Origin of the sequence: Rhizobium sp. RU35A, assembly GCF_900156005.1 — a bacterium.
GTDB lineage: Bacteria > Pseudomonadota > Alphaproteobacteria > Rhizobiales > Rhizobiaceae > Neorhizobium > Neorhizobium straminoryzae.
Genome location: NZ_FTMR01000027.1, coordinates 1 through 16,049 on the forward strand (window position 1 = coordinate 1; position 16,049 = coordinate 16,049).

Sequence of the window (16,049 nt, forward strand, 5' to 3'; positions counted from 1 at the left end):
TCCTCGTCGAGAAGTTCGTCCAGCAGCGTCTTCAGGAATTCGCCGAGCACCAGGTCGGCATTGCCGACTTCTTCCGGCGTCAGGCGTTCGGCGATACCGGCGTAGATGTGCCGGCGCTCTTCCAGCTGCATGGTCCGCTTCGCAAGACGCATGGACTTTCGATTGAAGGCCGAGCGGGAAATCGTCTCCAGCCCCTTGGCTTCGAGGCGGTCGTTCAGTTCGAAGAGGATGTCGGTCTGTGTGCGCTCGCGCTTGTTCAGTTCGGCGAGCGCCCAGTGCAGGTCGTCGCGCGCTTCTTCCGGCAGGAGGTCGAGGCTGGAAAGGCGTCCACGTCCGGCCATGGCTCAGACCCGCCCCGGACGCTGGACGCCGGCAATGGAAACGTGCCCCGACAGATGCAGTTCGCCCCGTTCCGTCAGCCTTGCGATCTTGACCGTGCCCGCCGGGATGATGTCCACAGCTGCGAGATCGGCAAGATACTGGAATTGCGCTTCCACCCATTCGCGCGGCTTGTCGATGAGCAGGAAGTCCAGCAGGAAGCGGCGGACGGCTTCCGAGGTCAGCGCCTTGTTGGGCTGTTTCATCAGTTCCTTCAGGATGGTGAGGCGCGCTTCTTCCTGAATGATCCTTTCGATGCTCATTTCTGGGCCTGCTCCAGCAAGAACTCTTGAAGTCGGCCGCTTGTCGCGGCGATGGGTTTGAGGCGTTCGTCCAGCGTGTCCAGCCGCCCGGAAATCTGTGCGAGCGCCAGTTCCAGCTTGTGGGCCGTCTCCCGGTCTGGCAGATGCTTGATCTCGCCTTCGAGCGCCTGGACGCGGCGGTCATGTTCGATAAGCTTGCCCTCTGCCTTGGTCAGGCGCTCGTCGAGTTTCTTTTCGCCCGAGGACATGATGGTCCGGATGTGGGCGATCAGGTTGAAGATCGAAACGGCAAGCCCGACGAGGCCGCCGACCACGGCAAAATCAAAGGTCATCTGAGATAGGCTTCCCGTTCGGCGGCGGTCTGGCATTCGAGGCAACGCCGGGCGGAGGGATAGACACGGCGCCGCGCCGGCGCGATCGTGGCGCCACAGTCGATGCATTCCAGCGTGCCGATCTCTCGCAGTGCGCGCATGGCCGCCTTGAGAGAGGCATCGCGTTCCTGGTCGGCGCGCGCCTGCGCCACTTCGCGGTCGAACTCACTCAGCATGGGCGCCTCCTGCCGTGGAGCGATTGGCGGCGGCCTGTCGCGCCTTGCAGATGCGAAGGGAGGTACGGTCGCTTCCCCAGAGGCTTTGCACTTCTGCTGCGCCGAGATCCCGGTCCGGCAGGGGCACGGGATCGGCGCACGGGATCTTTGCCTCGGGGGCAAGGTCACGTTCCACCAGCACGGTTCTCACCATCGGTTCCGGCCTATCGCTTGTTGAGCAGGCGGACGCGATCGCGGCCAAGGCCGCAGGCGCCAGCATCCGGCAAAGCCGCATTCTCTTTCTCCAGCTGGATGGCGCGCGCCTCTGCGGCCGCGATCTGGTCGCGGGCTGCGGCTTCCGCTGCCATGGTTTCTCTGAGGGTGTCGGCGATCCGCTTCTGTGTCGCGGCTTCGGACTTCTGGATCTCGGCCGTCCAGTGCGCGTCACGTTCGGCAATCGCGCCGGCGCGGGCATCGTCGATCATGCCTTCGATCACCCGGAGCGTCAGCCAGCAGGAGAAGCCCGCCGCCGCCACGAGGGCTGCCGCGACGATCAGGGGCGTGGCGATCCTGGCGAGCAAAGCGGGGATCATCGGGCGTCCCCCGGCGCGTTGGCATCAGCGCTGGATGCGCCGTCTGCCACCAGCATCTTGCCGGCCGTGCTGTAGTCCAGCGAGCCGAAGCCACGATGAATGCCGAGCAGGGCGGCGATCAGCATGACCATGGACGGCACGGCGATCGTGCCGAACTCGACCGACTGGCCGTTGATGGCGGCGCCGATCGACAGGATCAGGATGACCAGCCAGGCCATGATCGAGGAAAGCCAGAGCGCGCGCTTGGACGTGGAATAGCCGGGCTTGTGCATCGACCTCATTCCCCTGCCAGCGACGACCAGGTGTCGGGCGAAACGATGCCGGTCGGGATGATGCCCCGGCGCGCCTGGAAGGCCTTGACCGCCAGTTCCGTCGCCGGGCCGAAATCGCCATCCACGGCAACCTCTGCGCCCTGCTTGCGCAGGAAGAACTGCAGCCGCTCGACATTGCCGTCATTCATCAGCCCGCGATGCAGGACCGGAAACAGCCCGCGATCCGGCGTCCGGGCCTGGGATGCCTGCAGCGCGGCGATGGCCGCCTTGGCGCGGGCAAGCTTTGCCTTGCGATCGTCCAGGCCGTTGCGCCCGCCATTGATGATGCGGGTAATTGCCAGCACATCGTCACGGTCGGCATAGCGGTTCAGGTTCTTGTCGACCCAGAAGTAGACCGCCGACCAGGGCACCCACTGGTCATCCAGCACCTGTTCCGGCTTCTCCTCGAAATCTGGCGTGCTGCCCGGCAGCTGGCGACGCAGCCAGCCCGTAAAGGCGCGGTAGTTGGCACGCCCCGTCAGCTGGATCGGGCCGCGTCCCTTGAAGCGCTTGCCGTCGCCCGGCCGGGTATTGCCGAGATCATCGCGCCCCTCATAGGCCGCGCCGCTCGCATATTCCTCGAAGGTCGAGAAGCTGTCGCTTTCATGCGCCAGCTGGGCGAGGAAATGCGCGACGCGGAGCGGCCGGTCAATCTCGTAGGTGTCCATCAGCGACGGCAAAGCCAGCCGCAGGATGGAGGCATTCACCTCCTGGCTGTTGCGCCGGTTGGAGGGCACGGGGCCGGCGATCGCCAGGAAGGTCTGCAGGGTGAGCGCATGCGGGAGGCTGGCATCAGACATGAAAAAGCTCCGGTCGCCGGTGTGGCGTGTCGGAGCGAATGTCGCGTGCGCGGGGATTTCAAAACAGCCGCTACGGCTTGCGGGTCAGGGGCCGAAGAGGTCGAGTTGTCGGGCTTCGCCATCCGCCAGCCATTTGCGCACAGTCACGTCGGTGACATGCAGGCGGCGGGCAATCTCGTTGACCGTCAGCTGTTTATTATACCGCAGATGCGCGGCGATAAAGGGTTTGCCGGTGGGCACGCGGGCGCTTCCGACGCCCGCCTGTTCGGCCAGCGCGATGGCGGCCTCCTTGCCGAGTTCTTTTGCCACGGCCGAACGGTCCTGCGGACGGGTCGAGAGGTAGACGTAGGAACCACCGAAGGCCAGCAGGAAACGCAAGGTCTTCTCGATGCCGATTGCCGTCACATAGGGCTGGATATGGGCGGGCACACGAATCTCAAGCGGGCCTTCGCTGGCGTGGCTCATGATGCGGCTCCGTCCTTCGACCGTGCCCGGATGCGGCGCCCGAACGTGTTGTTCACTGCCTGCCAGTCCTTCGGGGTCAGCTGCACCAGCTGGCCCTTGGTGGCGGACTGGCTGAACACCTCGGCATCGAAACCACCCCGGGCGAGGAGGGAGGCTTCCGGGTGCAGGATGCGCCATTGCGCCCAGGCAACCTTGGCGCCGTCGAGCCGCAGCCAGTCCTGGCCGTTGGTGTTGCCATACATCACGCCGGCCTCACGTTTCAGCCAGCCTTTGAGCGCCTCAATCACCTTGGCCGCATCATCGGCGTAATGGAGGAAGCGGGTGTGATCGATGCCCGTCTGTCGCTTGACGAAGGCGAGCAGCGCCGCGTCCCGCCGGTCGTGCACCAGATCGAGGTTATGGGCCGCGATCCAGAGCGCCTGCAGTTTCTTGGCATACCGGCCGACGAGGACCTTGGACGGTTTCTGCGCAGGCGCGGCGAAGCCTTCGCTGCGGAAGACGGAAAGGACCGCCTGCCGTTCGGCCTCGGTCATGTCTTTGGCAGAGGTTTTGCCGGTGATGTTGGCGAGCTTGGTACGGTAGGTGTCGTCGTCCAGGCCGAGGCTTTTCTTTGCGATGTGGAGCGAGGCGAGAGATGGTAGCGCGCAACTTTCGCTTGAAGAAGCGCCAGTAGAACATTTCTTGTAGGGAGAAATTCTGCTTATCATTGTGGTCACCCTAATAACTTATTATCACAACTTAAAAACCATGAGATCGTGGTGCATGTCCTTTGGGTGGCCGGGCTATGAATCGAATAGTAACCTTTGCTTATGTTGCGTTTGCTGTGTGGCTTTTGTGCTGGCCGGTTATTTTTGGTGAGGAACCCAATTTCTTTGGGGTTGGCGGCAGCCCTTGGCGAAAGCTGATTTATGATTTTCAGACGTTGATTGCTGGCATTCTTGCTATTTGTGCAGCCGTCGGCACCATTTTCCAGATGGAGCGGACCGAACGTCGGAGCGCGGAAAGACACGAAGAGCTGGTTCGACTGCAGACGCGCACCGACAAGCTCAAGATAGAAAGGATGTTCTTTCCCTATTTCAGCCAGCTCGCGCAGCATAAGAAGGATATAGGAGAGGCCGCAAAGCGGGTGCAGGAAGCAATAAAGCGCGACAACAGCTCGCAGATTTTCGATGCATTCGATGGCTTCGCCCGCAGACTGGATTTCATAAGCGACGTGTTCGCCAAAAAAACTTGGCAGGATGCGACGCCTCTTTTTGGAGGCGAGCTTACGGAACGTATTTCTGACCTGAGCAGTAATATCCAGCTTGCACTCGATGCAATGGAAAATGCTCGTTACAGTTGGAGCGTTCTTAGCAAGATATATGAATATGATCGCTCTAAGTATGCGACGGATCTGTTTCAGAGGTCCCGAGAAATTGAAGACGCGGAACGGAATTATAAGCAAGCAATGGGTTCTGTGGCAAACCGTCTGAATGCAATTGAAAATGGTTTGTCTCTTCTTTTTCGTGAGCTGCGGGAGCTTGCGAAGGTTTATAAAATCGTAATTCACACAAAGAGGAACGAATCCGAAAAAGACGATTTTTTCCGATCTATCTCGGATAGATAGAGCCATCGAGTAACGACGATGGGGGCGGACGCTCAGTTTTGGGATGTTGATCGTCATCTCACGCCCTCGCCAAATCAATTGTAACCGGCTGCCAGCCGGCGTCCGGCTGGTCGCGCACATAAAACCGCACATATTCCTTTGAGCCGGTGACCCGCATGGCGTCGCGGATGGCGTCCATGGCGCGTTTCCAGCGGTCGTCTTCGATCGAGTGACGCAGCAGCATGAAGATCTTGGAGCGGTTGATCTTGCCTTCCTTGTCGGTGTCGAAGGCGTCGCTGACCAGCGTCTGGATTTCCGGCCGGCTGTCGGCCGACCATTCGTTGAGGCATTCATCCACCAGCTTCTTGGCCACCTGCAGTTCCGGGCCGAAGTCGATGAGATCGGCCACCTGCACCTGGACGCGCATCAGGCCGTCAATGGTCTGGTAGGTGCGGTTGCCTTTCGCGCCGCCGATGCGGGCGCCGTATTCCTCTTCCAGCAGGGCGTCGAAGGTGCCGAGGTCGACCATGGTGTGGTCGCGGAAGCGCCGGATCTGGGCGTTGAGGTCCAGCGCGAACTTCATGATCTTGCGCACGGTCTGGTCTTCCAGCCGATGCTGTGGCTTCAGCATGTCGAGGGGCGTCAGCTTGCCCTTGGCGTCCGGCATGTACTGGCGGCCGTTGAAGGTGATGATGCCGTCGTCGTTGGCGGTGTCGAGGTTCGGGGTCATGGGGCTGTCTTTCTGTTCGGTCTGAAGGGCTTGGGGCGGCCGGCCGGTCATGCCGGCGGCGCTCCGGTCTGGCGGATGAGATGCAGGCGAGGGCGACCGACATGGCGGGCCTGCAGGGCAAGCTCGATGATCCGCTTCTCGTCTTCGGTTTCGCGCACCAGTTCGATGGTCGTGTTCAGCTGGCGGACGAGGGCGGCGGTGTCTTCGCTGGAGAGCCGCAGGCCGCCATGGATGGCCGGCTTGATCCGGTCGCGGATCGCGGTGAGTTCCTGAATGGCCGGGATCATTTGCGGCTTCCCTTCGTGAAATCCGGACGAACGACATTGCCTTCGGCGGCGAGGATGAGATCGCCGGCGATGTCGGTGGTCACCTGTTCCAGGGCGTCTGCCTGGGCGCGGCCGTCTTCCGCCAGCCGGTGGATGGAAAGTTCCGTTTCCAGGCTGCGGGAAAGGCGGATGAGAAGGTTCAGCCGGCCGGTCAGGCGCTTCACCTCGCCGCCGTTCAGGCTGAGGCCGGTCTTGGTGAAGGGCTGGAACTGGCGCTTCAGCAGGTCGAGTTCGTGGGTGAGAGACGGCGCCGACATCATGCCATGTCCTCGATGTCGCGGTTCTTCCAGGCGGCCTCGATGTCGCGCACCGTCACCTCGCGGTCGTCGCCCATGGCAAACATGGTCGCGAGCTTCATGGTCTTCTCGATCTGGCCGAGCGCGCCGGCCTTGAGGCCGATGCCCGTCAACAGCTTGACGCTGTCCGGGTCGCTGACGCCCCAGGCGCGAATGTAAGCCGCGATATCCTCGGTGTAGGGCTTCTGGCGCTTGAGGTGCTTGCTGACGCGACGTTTCAGCTGGGCGTAGGAGCGTCCCTTCACCTGCGCGACGAAGCGGGAATAAACCTCCTCATTGCCGACCAGCGCGATGCCGCACTGGTTGATGTCGGAGAAGTGCCGCAGCTGATTGATCGCATCGTCGACAAGGTTCTGGGCCTCGTCCACGATCAGCAGCGAGCCGCCGCCGGTGCGGCCGAGCTTGGCGCCGATGGCGCGGGTAAGGCGGGCCGGGTTGTTTTCGTGGATGCCGAGTTCGGCCGCCAGTTCGACCAGCATGCCGTGAACGGTTTTGGTGTGGGGGCTGATCGTGGCGTGGAAGACGTTCGGATGGGTGGCCTTGTAGTGCCGGCAGGTGCAGGTTTTTCCGTTGCCGGCGGCCACGGTGATGATGACCAGATCGGCCGTCAGCTGCGCCCATTGCAGGGTGTGGGCGATCTCGGCGGCGATGCGGGTCTTGATGAAGGTCGGCGAGGAGGGGATGGCCGGCATGGCGGCAGCCTCGACCACGGCCGAGACCCATGACCGCATCTGGCGGTTCATGTTGTCCAGGCGGCCGAGATAGGTGCCGGAGAACCATTGGGAGAAGGTGCCTTCCTTCATGCCGCTGCGGCGGGTGACTTCCGCCTTCGACCAGCCGTTGGCGATGGCGATCTCGACCACCTGGCCGCGGATCTGGCGCCACTCGTCGATGTCGTCGGCATGCTTCTCAAGAAAGGCGCTGTCAGGTTCGGGCTGTTCCCAGCCGGTGTAGGGTCTTGCGTCGATAGGCTTGTTCATGCGAAGGTTCCGTTTGTGTGAGCCCTGCGAGGGGCGTTTTGACTGGGCGGGTTTCCCCGCCCATTTTTTTTGTGGAACCGGACTCGGTACTTCACGGCTCTGCTATGCGGTCCCGACGCACTACTTCCGGGACCGATCCCCTTGCGGGAATGGGATGACCGCAGGCGTCCCGGAAATCAGGGAAAGCGCGCGGGAAAAGCTGTCTTCGACCTCGCGGTCTTCCATCAGCGGCACCGGCTTGGGCGCGGCATTGCTGCGGGCGATGCGGGTCACGCGGGGCGGTTTCGGCTTTGGCGCTGGCGGTTCGGCCGCGCGTTCGGCCCGCGTGTAGAGGTCTGCAAGATCCTGTGCCTTCAGGCGGATATGTGCGTCCTTCTCGGCAGCGAGCGCCTTCTCCAGGTCCTTCTTCGTGCGGGCGTGCTGGCGCGCCGCAACGGTGTCATGGAAGCCGGTGTCATCCAGGCAGGCGGCATCGCAGATCAGAACATTGTTCAGGTCATAGACCTTGATGCTCTGGTGCAGCCGGTCCGGATCGAAGCGCACGACGACCTTCTTGCCGACATGGCCGGTGAGCGCCGGCGCCCAGTATCGATTGCGGTGCAGTTCGATATGGCCGTCCGGCTTGCGGGCGGTGATGCCTTCGGCGGCCAGCAGCCAGAGGGAACGCTGCGCGGCGGTGGCATACCGCACGACCGTGCCCGGTTCCGCCATGCTCTGGTTGAAGGTTTCGTCAAAGCTGCGGCCGTTGCAGTTGCCGCCGGTGCGGCCGGGCCGGGCGTTGTGTTCGGCGATTTCCCGGTTCACCAGCTCCACGAAGGTGGCGAGCGGCACGGCTTTCGTCCGGTAGTTTTCCGGCTTCGCATCGGGCTTGTTGCCGGTATAGGCGCCGGCGCAGACCGGATGGCGGGCGATGGTGTCGGTGAGGTCGAGGAAGGCGCGTTCGATCGGCTTCGACTGGCCGGAATAGGGCTTGGTGAACTGCAGTTCGATGCCGAGCGTGACGAGCAGGCCCTTCGGATCCTCGTCGCGGATTTTGAAGCGATAGCGGGTCTTGGCACCGCCCGTCAGCCACTTGCTGGTGAAGGCACGGCCGTTGTCGAGCGTGATCTGGTCCGGGATGCCGAAGTTCTCGACCATGTCGCCGATGACGAGCCGCACCGCATCCTTGTTCTCGCTGTCGGAGAGGCGCCAGGCAACGAACTTGCCCGAATAGAGATCCTGCAAGGCGATGAGGTGGATGCGGTCGATGCGGCCGTCCGGGAATTCCACGAAGACGTCGAAGCGATGCCCGTCCATGTTGACGGCCTGCATGGCATGCAGATGGGAGCGGGTGCGGCGCTGTGAGGGAAAGAGGAACTTTGCCTTCTCCTTGCCCTGGCGCGCCAGCACCTGCACGGCTTCCGGCACTTCATGGTCGAAGCGGCGGCGCAGCGCTCGTTCGGTCGGGATGGGGTGCCACTTTTTCGCCTTTGCGAGCTTCACCATGCGGCGATAGCAGGCGGAAAAGGTCGGTCGTTCCGGGCGCAGGTAATCGCTTTTCAGAACGTCCCAGGCTTCTTCGTGGCATTCGGCCCAGCGGCTGTCGGTGCGGTAGGACGGAGCAAGCGCCGCCAGCCAGTCCTCCCGGTCATGGCCTTCCACCTGCTTGCGCCATTCGTAGAAGGCGGATTTGGTCACGCCGGCGCGCCGGCAGGCCATGGTGATTGAAGCGACCGCCAGCATGCCGCCGCGTTCCAGATCCCCGGCGATTTGAAGGGCCTTCAAACGCGCTTCACAGATGATTTTCTGTTCGGCGGAAAGCGCCTCATACTCGGCCCACAGCCTGGATTTGCGTTCGTGGTTCAGGTTGCGGTCGTCATTGGCGGGGCCTGTGTGCACCACGAGCAGCCGCGTCTGGGCGATCTGCGGCAGAAGCGAATAGTGATATTCCCAGACGGGCTTGGTCTTGCCGGGTACGCGGCGCGCAAGGCGCTCGTCGCCGCGCCAGCGGGCGCGGGCGATCTTGTCGATGGCGGACATATCGCGCGGCAGGCCCGGCAGGTTGGCTTCGGCCAGTTCGGCGACGGAATAGAATTCCTTCTCCACCTTCGGCATCTGCAATTTGGAGGAACGCTTGCCCGCCATCACTGCCCCCGCCGCTTGATGTTGATCGGCGTGGCGCGCAGCGTCTTCAGGCGCTGCTGCAGTTCGCGCTGTTCCTGCTGCAGGCGGGCGATCTCGGCAAGGCGCGCCTCGTCGCCTTCGAGCAGGGTCAGGCCATCTTCCGAGACGACGAAATCCCACAGCCAGACGGCGCCGGTGGCGCGCACGAAGGCCTTGAAGCGCACGAGGCTCACGTCATGCGTGGCCTTGCTTTCGGCCGTGTAGGCATCGAGCGTCATCTTCGAGAGGTTGGGCAGGCCGAGATAATGCGCCATGCGGGCGGCGATCACCTCGCGCGAATGCGGGCATTCGCGGATGGCGCGGGCCATTTCCCGCTTCAGGCGGGCGCGGAAGCGGTCGAGATCGATCGTGGTGACCGGCGAGCGCACCGGAAACAGCGGTTCCAGGAAGAAATCGAGTTGCGCGGGGTTCTTGCTCATCACGCGGCCTCGCTCTTCAGATCGGCCATCAGCTGCGAAAGTTCCGCGCTGCCTTCCATGCCGATATGTTCGAGGAACTGGCGGCGGGTCTCTTCGCTGGCATCTTCCCAGGCGGTGACGAGGCGCGAGAGCAGCAGGGCCTGTTCCGCCTGCGCCTTGGGCAGGCGCGGGGCGGGGTCGACGATGGCGAGCGCCTTCTTCACATCCGGCTCCGCCTTCAGCGCCACGGCCATCTGCCGCTGCTTCTGCGGTTCCATCTTGGCGAGCGCCAGCAGCTGCGACTGGTTGTCGGCGGCCGGAGAGGTTTGCAGGACGGCGCGGAGATCGGGGTGGAGGCTCCCGCTAATCTTGTTGAGCCGAAAAGCGGCTCGTCGCGAGAGGCCGAGCTTGTTGGCTACAGCCTCCGAAAAACCGGTTACTCCCTCGGTGGAGCAAAGTGCCAACTTGGCACTTTGGTCACCCCCTTGGTTGATCTTCCCGTACTTGCTCTCCCATAGGTCGCGGTACGCCTGCACGAAATAGGCGCGGTCGAGAACGGAGAGATCCCGGCGGTGCAGGTTTTCCGCCAGTTCCAGCATCTGCGCATCGGCGCTGTTGGCTTTCACCACGATGGCATCGAGCATCTCGATGCCGTGGATCTCGGCGCCGGTGCAGCGGTGGCCGCCGATCACCAGCGTGTAAGGGCATTGGGCGGCCGGCGTTGCGCGCACCACGATGGGCTGCAACTGGCCGTGTTCCTTCATGGAGGCGCCGATCACGGCGGCATAATCGCGGTCGATCGGGCGCTGGCGCGAACCGATCAGGATCTGCGAGAGGGAAAGCTGCTTGTAATCCGGCATCAGGCCACTCCTCTTTCCTCTTCCGTCTGCAGGAAGGCGAGGGCATGGGCGCGGGCCGCGATGCTGCGGTAATGCGTGTTGAAACGCGGCGTTTCCAGCCGGGTGTCGACGGTGCGCAGCGCCCGGTTGACGGCTTCCCGCGACCGATCCTCCATCTCCACGACGCGGCGCTTCGGCCAGCGGAATTCCGTCACCATCAGATGAATGACCACCTGGCGGGCAAGCGCCGCATCGAACCACTGGTGCGGAGGCTCGACGATGTCGCGGATAGCAAGATGCGGAAAACCTTCCCGCACGGCGGCATAGCAGGCGTGCAGCTGGGCTTCGTAAAGGGCCTTGGCATTGTAGATGTCGATCATGCCATCACCTGCGAGAGGAGAGCGGCGACCACGGCGACGAGGCCGGCTATCGCGAGGCCAAAGATCATCAGCCAATCCGCCACGCGGCAGATGGGGGAACGGGAGGGGATGAAGGGGTTTTTCATGTCTAAGCCCTCGCTTCGATTTGGCGTTGCGCCATCGTGGTGGGGCGGACATAGTTTTCAGCGGGTTGAGGCGATTTCCGCAGACCGGAGGCGTGGTAACGCGTCCGCCAGAGCAGTTCTGGCCGTGTGCCGAGAGCTGCGGCAATCGCCCGCTCGCCCTTCACATTGGGCTCCCGCAGGGTGGTTCCGGCGGTGCCTCTGGGGAGGTCGTAAGTGCGGTCGATTTCAAGAAGCGTGAGACCTGCCTTGTAGAGCTTGCTCTTGATGGTGGTGATCTCGGAAATCTTCCTGTCGACTGCGGTTGTGGTCTGCTTGTCGGCTTGGCTGGGCCGGTGCATAGTGGATCCTCGTTGTGGAGAGGGAGACCCTGGCCGGTCTCCCTTTTCATGGGTGTTTTGGTCCGTATTTATGGAAAGGTTATCGCAGAAAATTGTGACAGTCAAATCTGCATCGCAAAAATCTGCGTCACCGCGCATGGTCGTATCATTTGACTACGAGGGCGTCATTTCGCGGCTCCTCACCCTTAAAGGTGAGGCAAGTGAGGGTGATTTTGCTGCGAAGCTTGGGATTTCACCCAATACCTGGACGGCTTACAAGAAAGGCCGGCAGTCATTCGGTTTGCATGAGGTCGCAAAAATTTGTGATGTTCTCGGGGTCGAGCCGCAATGGTTGCTATTCGGCGGTCAGGCTGCTTCCCAAGCGCTCCCCGATCTGGCTGCGACAGATCTGGTTCGCCTGCCTCGCTTCAATGCACGCGCATCCGCCGGAAACGGACTGATTGCAGTTGACCAAATGCCGGTAGGGGAGGTGAGCTTTGGTCGGGAATTTTTGCGAAATCTCGGGGCTCAGCCGGAGTATTGCTACATCCTGGAAGCGCGCGGGGACTCCATGTGGCCGACTATTCCAGACGGCGCACTGCTGATCGTCGACGCCTCCAAGACTGAGGTCGATGACGGCCGGATCTACCATTTCAACGTGATGGACAAAGTCCTGGTGAAGCGCGCCAGATGGTCCATGGACGGCAAGCTATACCTAACCTCCGACAACCAGGCAGCAGGCTATCCGCCCGAGGTGTTCGCGGCGGATAGGGTACATGAGTTGAGCGTGGGGGGCAGGGTGATGTTTACGGGCCATGCGCCCATGCCGGTGCGGTGAGATTATCTAGCCGTAGAGCCCGCACATGTCGCCTAAGTAGTTCCTCAGGTCCTGAGCGGGCCGTTGGAAACGAAATACCAAAGAACTTCTTCAAAAAATGAACTGAACTTATCTTGCCAGCTTTTGCTACGTATCGCGGCCACAAACTCAGAAATTAGTGATCCATCTGCCTTGATCTGATCGATGACTTTCTCGCCGTAACCTGGGATATTCAGGGTCTCATCCAAGCACGCCAACTTAAGCCGTTCTGACATCCAGGAAGCTGCATCTTTGTTAAGCTTGCAGGGAAGCATCTGTATGCCCGACTTGAAATCAGCATACATTTCCAACTTATCACTAGCCTTTACACCGCCTGCTTCCTCGGCTGAGGAAATATTTAGGTAATATTCATTCGCCTTATTCAATATTCCTGAGGGCAATATTCGTAGTATGTCATTGGGAACAAAGTTCTCTAGTTCACGGCAGGGAGTAAGAAAAGTTTTTCCAATTCCCCAGCCTGAAGCTTTGTACAATTCCGAAAAAGCTTTCTCTTTTTTCTCAGTGCTGCAGAGAGGCGAGCTTTTATCGGAATCAATAATAGCTACGGTTATTCGTCTGTTTTTTAATGTGTTTTTAACAACATGATTCGCATTTTGTCCGCCGCCGTGGATAAGCTCGTAGTCGAATTTTCTCGCACTGCTTCTTTTTGAAACCGTGTTGAAAATAAGCTCAAACAGCCACCCATCTGATGAGATATCTTCGACTATCAAAGCGCACGGATCGAATATTTTAGATTCAACTGCAGCACCCAGTGAAACTTTGACGCAGCAATCGCTCACATTTACAATTTTTTCAAAGGAGTTGATTATTTCAATGTAAACCTTTGAGCTATTGTGCACGTTTCGCGTTTGTGTGAATTCTTGGCCAAGTCTACTTGCCAACGATTTGTCCTTGTTGCTCAAGTCCATGCTGCCTATGGCTCTTGCAACGTCTCTGTCCATCACAGCCAGATGATGTCCTCGTCGGTGCGCCCTTAGTAGCTCCCGCGCAACCTCGGCTAATCGGTCATCCACCATAGTGGCAGGGAAGCCGTCGTCATGAGTCCATCTGATAATCATGTCAGAAAGCTTCGGGTTGGAAAAAGCCGTAGGGCCAATCGATTAACCCGCCATCATTATCGAAACCCACTGTGCGAACGTTAGTAGTCGATGAGCCATCCTGCGCTTCGAACAAGACAACTTGGACGTCCGCTGGAGATAGCCGCCCTGCTGTGATGAATTCCCCAAGCCTATTTATAAGCGTCTCGCTATGAGTCTCGACTACGTAACGCATTTCGTTATCGGGACGGCGTGAAGGGCTTTGTACCTCACCTATCAATGCATCCGCCAACAGGGCTTGATGGGCTGGATGAAGATGCAACTCTGGCTGCTCAATGGCCAATATGGAAATAGGGGGGCGTGAGTTTCTGGTTGGAGGGCGATTATTAGCCCACCAAATCTGGCCAAGAACCGGAAGGATCTGAGAAACACCGTAACCCACGTCAACTATATTTGTCTCCGCCTTTCCTTCCGTCAAATTGATACTAATGTGTCCAGTAGATCGGGAAATGCTGACCCCGTAACCAAACAAATGCTTAACCCACGCAGAAAACTCGTCGATTTGGCGTTTGCTAAGAGAATTAAGAAACATCGGAAAATTTTTGCCATCAGGGTCAATTTCTGAGACGGCTAAGTCTTGGTAACGATAGTAACGGTCGCTTCTTACTCTGGCTGGTCCAATGTATAGCGTGGAACTAAATATATTTATCAAATGCTGAGAAATTGATCTAAATATACTTGGCGCGTTGATAATATTTATTATCTTGTATATATTATTAAAAATGTCAATTTCAGGAGAGTTCGCCATTTGATGAAGAATACTAGAAGCTGTTGCTCCTTGATTTCTAGCGATTAATTTGAATTTTTCGGGTGTGGCAATGCCTGCGAACGCCAAACGACTCGCTAATTCAGATATTGTTTTATCTTTAGTCCGGTAGTCTATAAGACGTCTCAATGCCCGAGTCAGGGTCGGCGTAATTGAAGATCCGCCCTGCAGCGCCCACGGTGGCGAAGAGGTGTCGTCCCGCGGTCGCCAGAAGCTGATATCTGGAAAGATAGTGCCGGACGAAAGCCGAATTCTGACGGGAGCTATGAGATTACTTACGTCCTCTCCGTCAATTTCCATCTTAACAAAGTTGTTATTTTCTTCTGTCGTCAGAGAAAATGACACTTTTGGATCTGTAATATCTATTGATATATTCGAGATCGCCGTGCGGTCGCCTCGTCTTTCGATCGAAATATTTACTTTTATACCTTTCAGGTTGGTGCGGGTTGCGCTAAGCCTCTTGTATTCGCCATATTCGTCGACGTAAAATGGGCGAGGATCTGTAGTAATATCGTCGATTTCGAAGGAGAAGCTAATTACTTTTTCTTCAACCTGGCGACTTACAGCTGTATCAAAAGTGCCAAAGTCAACTAAGTCTCCATACCACAGGATAGGTGAGCTTGTACGTGTCATAAGAGACTGGCGTAGAAGAGGTAATGTTCGCAGGAACGAACTTTTTCCTCCGCTATTGCGACCAACGAGCAATGTTATTGGTTTGAGTTCTATTGCATCGACTTGCTCAAGGCGCCGAATTTTGCTTAGTCCGTACTTAAGCATTGCGACTCCAGATTCCACTTGTGATGCTCTTGATTGCACGATCTGAGTGACGAGAAAAGGCCTGTTGGGCTGCAATCTGCATATGTTGTGCAATATGAATGTAATGGTGAATTTGGGGTGAGGTTATGGGGCATCAACCTAGGTTGTCGAACGCGGCTGATCTGACTTCTGCAAACAAAATTCAATTCCTTCTTGAGATGTATAAAGAACAGTGCGCCCATGGCCGCCATACGGAGGGGCAGCGTCACTTGGTCACGGCAATGTTGCTTGGTGCCTCGGGCGTATTTATGGGTATAGCGTCGACTAATGGATTCACGATCGAAATGCTGCCACTGGCAGTGACCGTTTCGATAATGGGAATTCTGGGGATTTTCTTCGCGCGGGCCTATGAAGCGAAATGGGACGAAATCACTGTTAAAAGAAGATACTACCGAGAGAAACTAGAAGACATTGTAGACATTTCGCCGATCCCGAAAGACTACATCCCTCGCAATATGCCCGCGGATATGGAGATAAAAAGAAGGCGGTTTACAAGGCTCAGGGTTTTTTGGAATTTGACGTTCGTTTTGGTGATCATTGTAGGTGGGGTAGCTTCCGCATTGTGCGTCATCAAGTATGATCCGATGAATAATCGCCACCATCTAAGCGCAAATCTCCAATGCGATGAGTTGTTCGGCAAGTAGCTGAATTTAAAAGGGATTTGATTCGATTTCGGCCTGTTTCGCGCTTTGCGGGAATCTCACTTGGGATTTTGCTCAAATTAATGCGCCGCCAGCGGCATCGGCAGCCATCACCAAGTGAACAATTCTAAGGGTTTGAAGGTCTGGGGCTGCGTATTAAAGCTGTGACCTGCTCCCCTGATTGTCCGCGTTTATAAGTTAGCTCTGTTCATGTTCTGGTCCTTTCTGGACCGGGTTGCAAACTCGTAAGGGGTTAAACCGTCGAGGCTCGTATGCGGGCGATCTAGGTTATAGTCGTTTCTCCAGTCTTCGATAATCTCCCTCGCGTGGCGGTAGCTGGTGAAGAGGTGCTCGTTGAGGCATTCATCGCGCAGCCG

At 58.7% G+C, this 16,049-nt stretch carries 26 protein-coding genes; 3 read left to right on the forward strand and 23 right to left on the reverse strand.

The window, feature by feature from the left end; all coding sequences use genetic code 11:
- From F3H95_RS26265 to F3H95_RS26310, 10 genes are all read right to left on the reverse strand, one after another.
- The coding region (locus F3H95_RS26265; RefSeq protein ID WP_149748132.1) for a phage protein Gp27 family protein at nucleotides 1-341 on the reverse strand (341 nt) is incomplete at its 3' end.
- 3 nt (nucleotides 342-344) lie between these two features.
- Nucleotides 345-641 carry a hypothetical protein gene (locus F3H95_RS26270; protein WP_149748133.1) on the reverse strand — a complete coding sequence of 99 codons (297 nt, stop codon included), beginning with the start codon at nucleotides 639-641 and terminating at the stop codon, nucleotides 345-347.
- Complete coding sequence (locus F3H95_RS26275) at nucleotides 638-973, reverse strand: DUF2730 family protein (protein WP_143125733.1); 336 nt, start codon at nucleotides 971-973, stop codon at nucleotides 638-640. Before F3H95_RS26275 ends, F3H95_RS26270 begins: the two co-directional genes overlap by 4 nt.
- Nucleotides 970-1,188 carry a TraR/DksA C4-type zinc finger protein gene (locus F3H95_RS26280; protein WP_149748134.1) on the reverse strand — a complete coding sequence of 73 codons (219 nt, stop codon included), beginning with the start codon at nucleotides 1,186-1,188 and terminating at the stop codon, nucleotides 970-972. The genes F3H95_RS26275 and F3H95_RS26280 overlap by 4 nt, the downstream gene beginning before the upstream one ends.
- Nucleotides 1,178-1,381: a hypothetical protein gene (locus F3H95_RS26285; RefSeq protein WP_149748135.1), complete on the reverse strand. Its 204-nt coding sequence runs from the start codon at nucleotides 1,379-1,381 to the stop codon at nucleotides 1,178-1,180. The genes F3H95_RS26280 and F3H95_RS26285 overlap by 11 nt, the downstream gene beginning before the upstream one ends.
- 10 nt (nucleotides 1,382-1,391) lie before the next feature.
- Nucleotides 1,392-1,760 (reverse strand): hypothetical protein, encoded by a 369-nt coding sequence (locus F3H95_RS26290; RefSeq protein WP_149748136.1) that lies wholly within the window; start codon nucleotides 1,758-1,760, stop codon nucleotides 1,392-1,394.
- Complete coding sequence (locus tag F3H95_RS26295) at nucleotides 1,757-2,032, reverse strand: NAD(P)+ transhydrogenase beta chain (protein WP_188134501.1); 276 nt, start codon at nucleotides 2,030-2,032, stop codon at nucleotides 1,757-1,759. Before F3H95_RS26295 ends, F3H95_RS26290 begins: the two co-directional genes overlap by 4 nt.
- 5 nt (nucleotides 2,033-2,037) lie before the next feature.
- Nucleotides 2,038-2,871, reverse strand: a complete 834-nt coding sequence (locus F3H95_RS26300; RefSeq protein ID WP_149748137.1) for a peptidoglycan-binding protein — start codon at nucleotides 2,869-2,871, stop codon at nucleotides 2,038-2,040.
- A gap of 84 nt (nucleotides 2,872-2,955) precedes the next feature.
- Complete coding sequence (locus tag F3H95_RS26305) at nucleotides 2,956-3,336, reverse strand: helix-turn-helix domain-containing protein (protein WP_149748138.1); 381 nt, start codon at nucleotides 3,334-3,336, stop codon at nucleotides 2,956-2,958.
- Nucleotides 3,333-4,043, reverse strand: a complete 711-nt coding sequence (locus F3H95_RS26310; RefSeq protein WP_149748139.1) for a regulatory protein GemA — start codon at nucleotides 4,041-4,043, stop codon at nucleotides 3,333-3,335. The genes F3H95_RS26305 and F3H95_RS26310 overlap by 4 nt, the downstream gene beginning before the upstream one ends.
- A 77-nt stretch (nucleotides 4,044-4,120) precedes the next feature.
- Between F3H95_RS26310 and F3H95_RS26315 the strand changes: the two genes are divergently transcribed.
- Nucleotides 4,121-4,942 (forward strand): hypothetical protein, encoded by an 822-nt coding sequence (locus F3H95_RS26315; protein WP_149748140.1) that lies wholly within the window; start codon nucleotides 4,121-4,123, stop codon nucleotides 4,940-4,942.
- A 58-nt stretch (nucleotides 4,943-5,000) separates the two neighbouring features.
- On the opposite strand, the gene F3H95_RS26320 is transcribed toward F3H95_RS26315, so the two are convergent.
- From F3H95_RS26320 to F3H95_RS26360, 10 genes are all read right to left on the reverse strand, one after another.
- Nucleotides 5,001-5,651 carry a DUF3164 family protein gene (locus F3H95_RS26320; RefSeq protein ID WP_149748141.1) on the reverse strand — a complete coding sequence of 217 codons (651 nt, stop codon included), beginning with the start codon at nucleotides 5,649-5,651 and terminating at the stop codon, nucleotides 5,001-5,003.
- A 47-nt stretch (nucleotides 5,652-5,698) separates the two neighbouring features.
- The gene (locus tag F3H95_RS26325; RefSeq protein ID WP_149748142.1) at nucleotides 5,699-5,938 is read right to left on the reverse strand and encodes a hypothetical protein; all 240 of its coding nucleotides are present in this window, start codon (nucleotides 5,936-5,938) and stop codon (nucleotides 5,699-5,701) included.
- The gene (locus tag F3H95_RS26330) at nucleotides 5,935-6,234 is read right to left on the reverse strand and encodes a hypothetical protein (RefSeq protein WP_188134502.1); all 300 of its coding nucleotides are present in this window, start codon (nucleotides 6,232-6,234) and stop codon (nucleotides 5,935-5,937) included. Before F3H95_RS26330 ends, F3H95_RS26325 begins: the two co-directional genes overlap by 4 nt.
- Entirely contained in the window at nucleotides 6,234-7,253 is a 1,020-nt protein-coding gene (locus F3H95_RS26335) for an AAA family ATPase (RefSeq protein WP_149748143.1), read from the reverse strand. Before F3H95_RS26335 ends, F3H95_RS26330 begins: the two co-directional genes overlap by 1 nt.
- A 120-nt stretch (nucleotides 7,254-7,373) precedes the next feature.
- Nucleotides 7,374-9,377: a transposase domain-containing protein gene (locus F3H95_RS26340; protein WP_244618154.1), complete on the reverse strand. Its 2,004-nt coding sequence runs from the start codon at nucleotides 9,375-9,377 to the stop codon at nucleotides 7,374-7,376.
- Entirely contained in the window at nucleotides 9,377-9,835 is a 459-nt protein-coding gene (locus tag F3H95_RS26345; RefSeq protein ID WP_149748144.1) for a hypothetical protein, read from the reverse strand. The genes F3H95_RS26340 and F3H95_RS26345 overlap by 1 nt, the downstream gene beginning before the upstream one ends.
- On the reverse strand, nucleotides 9,835-10,674 hold the full coding sequence (locus F3H95_RS26350) for a ParB N-terminal domain-containing protein (RefSeq protein WP_149748145.1): 840 nt from the start codon (nucleotides 10,672-10,674) through the stop codon (nucleotides 9,835-9,837). Before F3H95_RS26350 ends, F3H95_RS26345 begins: the two co-directional genes overlap by 1 nt.
- Entirely contained in the window at nucleotides 10,674-11,033 is a 360-nt protein-coding gene (locus F3H95_RS26355; protein WP_149748146.1) for a hypothetical protein, read from the reverse strand. Before F3H95_RS26355 ends, F3H95_RS26350 begins: the two co-directional genes overlap by 1 nt.
- Entirely contained in the window at nucleotides 11,030-11,158 is a 129-nt protein-coding gene (locus tag F3H95_RS27675) for a hypothetical protein (protein ID WP_280177857.1), read from the reverse strand. The genes F3H95_RS26355 and F3H95_RS27675 overlap by 4 nt, the downstream gene beginning before the upstream one ends.
- A 2-nt stretch (nucleotides 11,159-11,160) precedes the next feature.
- The gene (locus F3H95_RS26360) at nucleotides 11,161-11,496 is read right to left on the reverse strand and encodes a helix-turn-helix domain-containing protein (protein WP_149748147.1); all 336 of its coding nucleotides are present in this window, start codon (nucleotides 11,494-11,496) and stop codon (nucleotides 11,161-11,163) included.
- Nucleotides 11,497-11,590: 94 nt separating this feature from the next.
- Between F3H95_RS26360 and F3H95_RS26365 the strand changes: the two genes are divergently transcribed.
- Complete coding sequence (locus F3H95_RS26365) at nucleotides 11,591-12,313, forward strand: LexA family transcriptional regulator (protein ID WP_244618155.1); 723 nt, start codon at nucleotides 11,591-11,593, stop codon at nucleotides 12,311-12,313.
- Between the two features lie 44 nt (nucleotides 12,314-12,357).
- On the opposite strand, the gene F3H95_RS26370 is transcribed toward F3H95_RS26365, so the two are convergent.
- Both F3H95_RS26370 and F3H95_RS26375 read right to left on the reverse strand, forming a co-directional pair.
- The gene (locus tag F3H95_RS26370; RefSeq protein ID WP_149748149.1) at nucleotides 12,358-13,410 is read right to left on the reverse strand and encodes a hypothetical protein; all 1,053 of its coding nucleotides are present in this window, start codon (nucleotides 13,408-13,410) and stop codon (nucleotides 12,358-12,360) included.
- Between the two features lies 1 nt (nucleotide 13,411).
- Nucleotides 13,412-14,992: an AAA family ATPase gene (locus F3H95_RS26375; protein WP_149748150.1), complete on the reverse strand. Its 1,581-nt coding sequence runs from the start codon at nucleotides 14,990-14,992 to the stop codon at nucleotides 13,412-13,414.
- 125 nt (nucleotides 14,993-15,117) lie between these two features.
- Between F3H95_RS26375 and F3H95_RS26380 the strand changes: the two genes are divergently transcribed.
- Nucleotides 15,118-15,675 (forward strand): hypothetical protein, encoded by a 558-nt coding sequence (locus F3H95_RS26380; protein WP_149748151.1) that lies wholly within the window; start codon nucleotides 15,118-15,120, stop codon nucleotides 15,673-15,675.
- 188 nt (nucleotides 15,676-15,863) lie between these two features.
- Here F3H95_RS26380 and F3H95_RS26385 read toward each other — a convergent pair.
- The coding region (locus F3H95_RS26385; RefSeq protein WP_149748080.1) for an integrase core domain-containing protein at nucleotides 15,864-16,049 on the reverse strand (186 nt) is incomplete at its 5' end.

Excerpts from the sequence above, each read along its gene's own strand:
- F3H95_RS26325 (WP_149748142.1), bottom strand. The coding sequence starts at position 5,938 with ATGATCCCGGCCATTCAGGAACTCACCGCGATCCGCGACCGGATCAAG.
- F3H95_RS26340 (WP_244618154.1), bottom strand. The coding sequence starts at position 9,377 with ATGGCGGGCAAGCGTTCCTCCAAATTGCAGATGCCGAAGGTGGAGAAG.
- F3H95_RS26335 (WP_149748143.1), bottom strand. The coding sequence starts at position 7,253 with ATGAACAAGCCTATCGACGCAAGACCCTACACCGGCTGGGAACAGCCC.
- F3H95_RS26300 (WP_149748137.1), bottom strand. The coding sequence starts at position 2,871 with ATGTCTGATGCCAGCCTCCCGCATGCGCTCACCCTGCAGACCTTCCTG.
- F3H95_RS26275 (WP_143125733.1), bottom strand. The coding sequence starts at position 973 with ATGACCTTTGATTTTGCCGTGGTCGGCGGCCTCGTCGGGCTTGCCGTT.
- F3H95_RS26360 (WP_149748147.1), bottom strand. The coding sequence starts at position 11,496 with ATGCACCGGCCCAGCCAAGCCGACAAGCAGACCACAACCGCAGTCGAC.
- F3H95_RS26330 (WP_188134502.1), bottom strand. The coding sequence starts at position 6,234 with ATGTCGGCGCCGTCTCTCACCCACGAACTCGACCTGCTGAAGCGCCAG.
- F3H95_RS26295 (WP_188134501.1), bottom strand. The coding sequence starts at position 2,032 with ATGCACAAGCCCGGCTATTCCACGTCCAAGCGCGCGCTCTGGCTTTCC.
- F3H95_RS26285 (WP_149748135.1), bottom strand. The coding sequence starts at position 1,381 with ATGGTGAGAACCGTGCTGGTGGAACGTGACCTTGCCCCCGAGGCAAAG.
- F3H95_RS26345 (WP_149748144.1), bottom strand. The coding sequence starts at position 9,835 with ATGAGCAAGAACCCCGCGCAACTCGATTTCTTCCTGGAACCGCTGTTT.
- F3H95_RS26315 (WP_149748140.1), top strand. The coding sequence starts at position 4,121 with ATGAATCGAATAGTAACCTTTGCTTATGTTGCGTTTGCTGTGTGGCTT.
- F3H95_RS26355 (WP_149748146.1), bottom strand. The coding sequence starts at position 11,033 with ATGATCGACATCTACAATGCCAAGGCCCTTTACGAAGCCCAGCTGCAC.
- F3H95_RS26350 (WP_149748145.1), bottom strand. The coding sequence starts at position 10,674 with ATGCCGGATTACAAGCAGCTTTCCCTCTCGCAGATCCTGATCGGTTCG.
- F3H95_RS27675 (WP_280177857.1), bottom strand. The coding sequence starts at position 11,158 with ATGAAAAACCCCTTCATCCCCTCCCGTTCCCCCATCTGCCGCGTGGCG.
- F3H95_RS26305 (WP_149748138.1), bottom strand. The coding sequence starts at position 3,336 with ATGAGCCACGCCAGCGAAGGCCCGCTTGAGATTCGTGTGCCCGCCCAT.
- F3H95_RS26290 (WP_149748136.1), bottom strand. The coding sequence starts at position 1,760 with ATGATCCCCGCTTTGCTCGCCAGGATCGCCACGCCCCTGATCGTCGCG.
- F3H95_RS26380 (WP_149748151.1), top strand. The coding sequence starts at position 15,118 with ATGGGGCATCAACCTAGGTTGTCGAACGCGGCTGATCTGACTTCTGCA.
- F3H95_RS26270 (WP_149748133.1), bottom strand. The coding sequence starts at position 641 with ATGAGCATCGAAAGGATCATTCAGGAAGAAGCGCGCCTCACCATCCTG.
- F3H95_RS26320 (WP_149748141.1), bottom strand. The coding sequence starts at position 5,651 with ATGACCCCGAACCTCGACACCGCCAACGACGACGGCATCATCACCTTC.
- F3H95_RS26375 (WP_149748150.1), bottom strand. The coding sequence starts at position 14,992 with ATGCTTAAGTACGGACTAAGCAAAATTCGGCGCCTTGAGCAAGTCGAT.
- F3H95_RS26310 (WP_149748139.1), bottom strand. The coding sequence starts at position 4,043 with ATGATAAGCAGAATTTCTCCCTACAAGAAATGTTCTACTGGCGCTTCT.
- F3H95_RS26280 (WP_149748134.1), bottom strand. The coding sequence starts at position 1,188 with ATGCTGAGTGAGTTCGACCGCGAAGTGGCGCAGGCGCGCGCCGACCAG.
- F3H95_RS26370 (WP_149748149.1), bottom strand. The coding sequence starts at position 13,410 with ATGATTATCAGATGGACTCATGACGACGGCTTCCCTGCCACTATGGTG.